3 protein-coding genes and 1 pseudogene are annotated in these 4,204 nt (G+C 56.7%); 1 reads left to right on the forward strand and 3 read right to left on the reverse strand.

Annotation, left to right across the window (positions count from 1 at the left end; translation table 11 throughout):
* The 3 genes from T18_RS22915 to T18_RS22925 all read right to left on the reverse strand — a co-directional run.
* Positions 1–675, reverse strand: a 675-nt coding sequence (locus T18_RS22915) for a response regulator transcription factor (protein WP_139322527.1), incomplete at its 3' end; no start/stop codon positions are given.
* Complete coding sequence (locus T18_RS22920; RefSeq protein ID WP_051489760.1) at positions 672–2,300, reverse strand: sensor histidine kinase; 1,629 nt, start codon at positions 2,298–2,300, stop codon at positions 672–674. The genes T18_RS22915 and T18_RS22920, both read right to left, overlap by 4 nt.
* 285 nt (positions 2,301–2,585) lie before the next feature.
* Positions 2,586–4,010: a S8 family serine peptidase gene (locus T18_RS22925; protein ID WP_075807844.1), complete on the reverse strand. Its 1,425-nt coding sequence runs from the start codon at positions 4,008–4,010 to the stop codon at positions 2,586–2,588.
* 118 nt (positions 4,011–4,128) lie between these two features.
* On the opposite strand from T18_RS22925, the pseudogene T18_RS27875 reads away from it, so the two are divergent.
* A pseudogene (locus T18_RS27875) lies at positions 4,129–4,204 on the forward strand (RNA polymerase sigma factor); the annotation flags it as partial.

Consider the following 4,204-nt stretch of genomic DNA (forward strand, 5'->3'; position numbering starts at 1 on the left):
AACGGTCGTGATGCAGGAACGACCATCCGAAGGGCGATCGATCTTTGCGCGCAAACGACGTACATAGACATCGACAACATTGGTCAGAGGGTCTTCGCCTGCTCCCCAGATATTCGCCAGAATTCGCTCCCGGCTGAGTACTCGCCCGGGGGCGGACATGAAAAGTTCCAAAAGAGCCAGTTCCTTGGCGGTCAACGATATCTCGACGCCATTGACCGTTGCGCGCATTGAATCTCTGTCAAGTTTCAGTACTCCCACGAGCAGCGTTTTTGCTCCGATGGGGCGTATGTCGACAGGACGGCGCATAAGCGCTTCTATCCGTGCCAGCAACTCCTCAAACGAGAATGGCTTGACCAGATAGTCGTCGGCGCCCATTCGCAGTCCCGAAATGCGGTCATTCACCGATCCAAGCGCTGTTAGCATCAGGATAGGTGCGGATATCCCGCTGGCACGCAGCGTTTGACAAACATCGGAGCCGCTGATGACTGGCAGCATGACATCGAGCAGGACAGCCCCGTTTGCACCTGTGGAGCGCCATTCCTGCCATAACTCATGCGCTCTTGCGATTCCGGTCGGCCCGTCACGGGCAACGCTGACGCTGTAGCCCTCGGCACGCAGCCCGCGTTCCAAAAAATCGGCCACTCTCGGATCATCTTCAATAACCAATATGTTCAATCTGTCGCCTCCACGGCAGACTCAAGGGAAATATGATCTCTTAGCAAAGGCAACCGAAACTTGGCCATCGTCCCCTCATTTTTGTCGCTGGAGAGAATGATAGTGCCATCGTGGGCCGAAGCCAGGTGTCGGGCAATAGACAATCCCAGGCCGGCGCCTTCAGGACGATGAAGCCTTGCGTTGGTACCGCGAAAATTGCGTTCAAAAACATCGGGAAGTGCATCGGCCTCAATTCCTATCCCATGGTCACGAACGATCAATTCCCAAGAGTCCGCAACCATGTGAGATTTGATTTCGATGTGACCGTTCTGCGGCGAATAGCGGATAGCATTATCAAGCAGAATAGCGATGACCTGCCTTAAGCGAAAAGCGTCGCCAGCGACGATCGTCTCAACATCCTCTATGTCCGTTTCAAGGGTCACGCTCCGCTGTTTGGCCAAAGCGGCAGCGCTCAACAGTGCCTCTTCCAGCGGACCTGCAACATCGATAGGTTCCTTGTTGAGTGCCAACGTCTCGTCTTCGCCACGCGACATCATCAACAGGTCGTCAATCAGGCCTCCCATTTGACTGGCTGCCTGCCCGATGCGCTCAAGCGATCCACGGTAGTCTTCATTGGCTTTCTGCCCGCGCAGGGCGATTTCCGCTTCACCGCGGATTGCGGTGGTCGGCGTTCGCAATTCATGACTGATATCAGCCAACAGGATACGCCGGCGGCCTTCCGAGGCGCGAAGTCGCGATAACGCATCTTCCAGAGCCGAGGTTCTCTGCTTGACTTGGTGCTCGAGACGGCTGCGTTGGTTGGCCTCCTCATTTTTTCTCAGTAAAAGCTCCGATGCCATCCGATTGATGCTTGCGGCAAAACGGCCGAACTCATCGGTGGTTGTCACAGGGATACGATGTTCGAGCTGACCGGCTTCATAAGCTTTCGCCCCCTCTGACATCTGCTGCAGCGGTTGCCGGATGGCCTTGGCAATAATATAAGCCAAGCCCATACCGATAACCGCTATTATAAATGTCATGACTGCAAGGACGCGATTAAGTTGCAAGAGTGCGGTATCCGCACTGGTTCTCTTGATACTAAGCTGCGATCGTTCGGTGGCTATGGTGCTGTTCAGAACTTCGCGTAAGTCACGCCCGGCTCCCTGATCGAAAACAGTTTCGATAGAGGCCCAAGCGGTTCGAGCATCATCCGCTCCGTGATGGGACTTAATGTCTTCAATAGCTGGCTTCAATGCGACGACACTGCCTGAGATCAGTTGCAAGGCCTCATCGCGAGCGTCGTCATCATCGGTCGGTTCACCGCCCAGTTGATCGAGCTTACGTGTCTCGCTGCTGATCCGCTGAAGTTGCTCAATGGTCGTGGCCATATGAGCACGAAGTATTTCCCCATCGCCAGGCGAATGCTCGGCTCCAATCAAGGCACGCAGTGACCAGGCCCTCAGCCGCTGTTTGGTGGCGGAAAGCTCCAGCAAACCGGAAAGCAGATCTCCCGCATAACGACCTCGTATGACCTGTTGTTCCGCCTCGTTCGCGATGTGACGATTGAGAAGACCCTGAGATACGATGAGAATGGCGAGAATCGCGAAAGCCGCCACCAACCGAATCGTAAAGTCATACCGCCTCATGCTGTCACTCTCCGTTCGAAAAAACGAGCCCGTCGGCATCTCGCCTACGAGGCGTTGGCCGATCGCTGGATTCCGGAACCATGTAGAACGGAGTTTGAGGTTTTTATCTGGCTGCGCAAGCCTCACTTATACGGTGGCGCAGACGACCTCGCCATTCGGTCTGCCACCACAAGCAGATCGCCTTCAGGGCGGCCTGAACAAAGCTGGAGTGAACTCTGGATCACCGACCAGCCCGCTCTGTCTGATGTGCTTCTCTACCCAGTCCGGCGCAAACGACGCTCGGACTCACAACGTGGACGGCTTGTTTTCTTTTTCACTCTCGCAAAGTCTCGTTGCGTTGAGAAGCCCCCACCCGAACACACGATCTCTCCCGGGCTCTCCGATGTCATCGGTGAACTGCCTGATCTTTGTCTCAAGACCTTCAAGCGACAAACCCGGGTTGTTTGAAATCAGCAGCGAGACGGCCGCCGTCACGAAGGGAGCGGCGAAGGACGTACCGGTTTTCTGGCGCGCGCCGGTGACGGATGCCGCGGTCCAGACCCCAACACCGGGAGCGGCAATGTCAATATGGTCTCCACGCACCGCCCGACGATAAGGATTGCGTCCCTTGTCGACTGCGGTTACGGCGATCGTGTCGTCATAGGCTGCCGGATAAACAGGCTTTGCGTTCGGGCCATCATTGCCGGCTGCCGCAACGAGGATAACTCCTCGGCCGGCCGCCGCTTTCACCGTCGTTTCGAGCAACGCATTCGCCGGGCCGGTCAGGCTCAGGTTGATGACACGAACATCGCGCTGAACAAGCAGATCCAGTGCACGCACGAGATCATAAATGCTGGCAATATCGGTTGCCCCTCCAGATCTCTGGAAGGCATCGACGGCGATGAGTTCTGCCCCAGGCAGGAGACCCGGAACGCGGCTGTCGGATGCACCGACCAGCAGAGCTGCAACGGCCGTGCCGTGTTGCGTGCCCGAACTTTTTCCTTCGACTTCATCAAGGCGGATGACCTCAAGCCGGGAGTTTGCCAGGGTCACGTGGTGGGCATTGATCGCCGTGTCGATGAGACCAATACGGTGCGGTTTTGCACACCCCGCGATATCGCCCTTTGGCCACCCCACGATCTCACGCACAAGCACACAACCCTTGCTTGCGCAACCTGTCATGTTATCCGATTGCGGTTGGTAGAAATGATTCAAATCGACCGTTGCCGTGGTATCGCTGGCGGCAACGGCAGTACGCGCCGCTTCGAGCGTTATCCCGCGCGGCACGATGAGCCGCACCATTTCTTTGCCAATGAGTGAAATCTGGACACGATCGCTGACGGTAAATCCTTCCCGGATCAGTCCGGCGAGCGCGTCTTCCCCAAGACCCGCTGCGACGAGCTCGTTTCGTCCATGCTCTGGAACCGCGGCTGGACGGCGCACTGCTGAGTGACGTTCGCGGGACGGCCAGCGAAATAGCGAACGTAGGTCGCGCAAGGCATCGCCACCGCGATGATATCCATTGCCGCCGTTTCCGCCACCACCGTTGCTGCCATTGCTGCCACCGCTCCCACCACCGTCGTCTCCATCATCTCCGTCGTCATCATCGGCAACCGCAACGGGAATGGTGAACGCAGCGTCATTCAGGGGTAATGGCAGAATGAAGAATGCTCCTGCGGCGATTGCAGCAGCGAGGAGGCGCAATAGTTTTAATTTGTCGATGAGCAACACGACGGGTCTCCTGTGGCACCTTCCCAATCAGCTTTCAGGCCAGGAAGCGACTGCGGTCAAATTATCTGGAAAATACGTTTGACTCGACAGCTTATTCCCTGGTGTGCAAAAAAGTCGAATGACCGACGACATGCTGACTGTCCCCGAACGGCTGGTGGCCTTCCTGCCGAACCTCCGACGCTTTGCGATTTCGC

The sequence above is a fragment of the Rhizobium sp. TBD182 genome (assembly GCF_001950375.1).
In the GTDB taxonomy this organism is placed as follows: domain Bacteria; phylum Pseudomonadota; class Alphaproteobacteria; order Rhizobiales; family Rhizobiaceae; genus Agrobacterium; species Agrobacterium tumefaciens.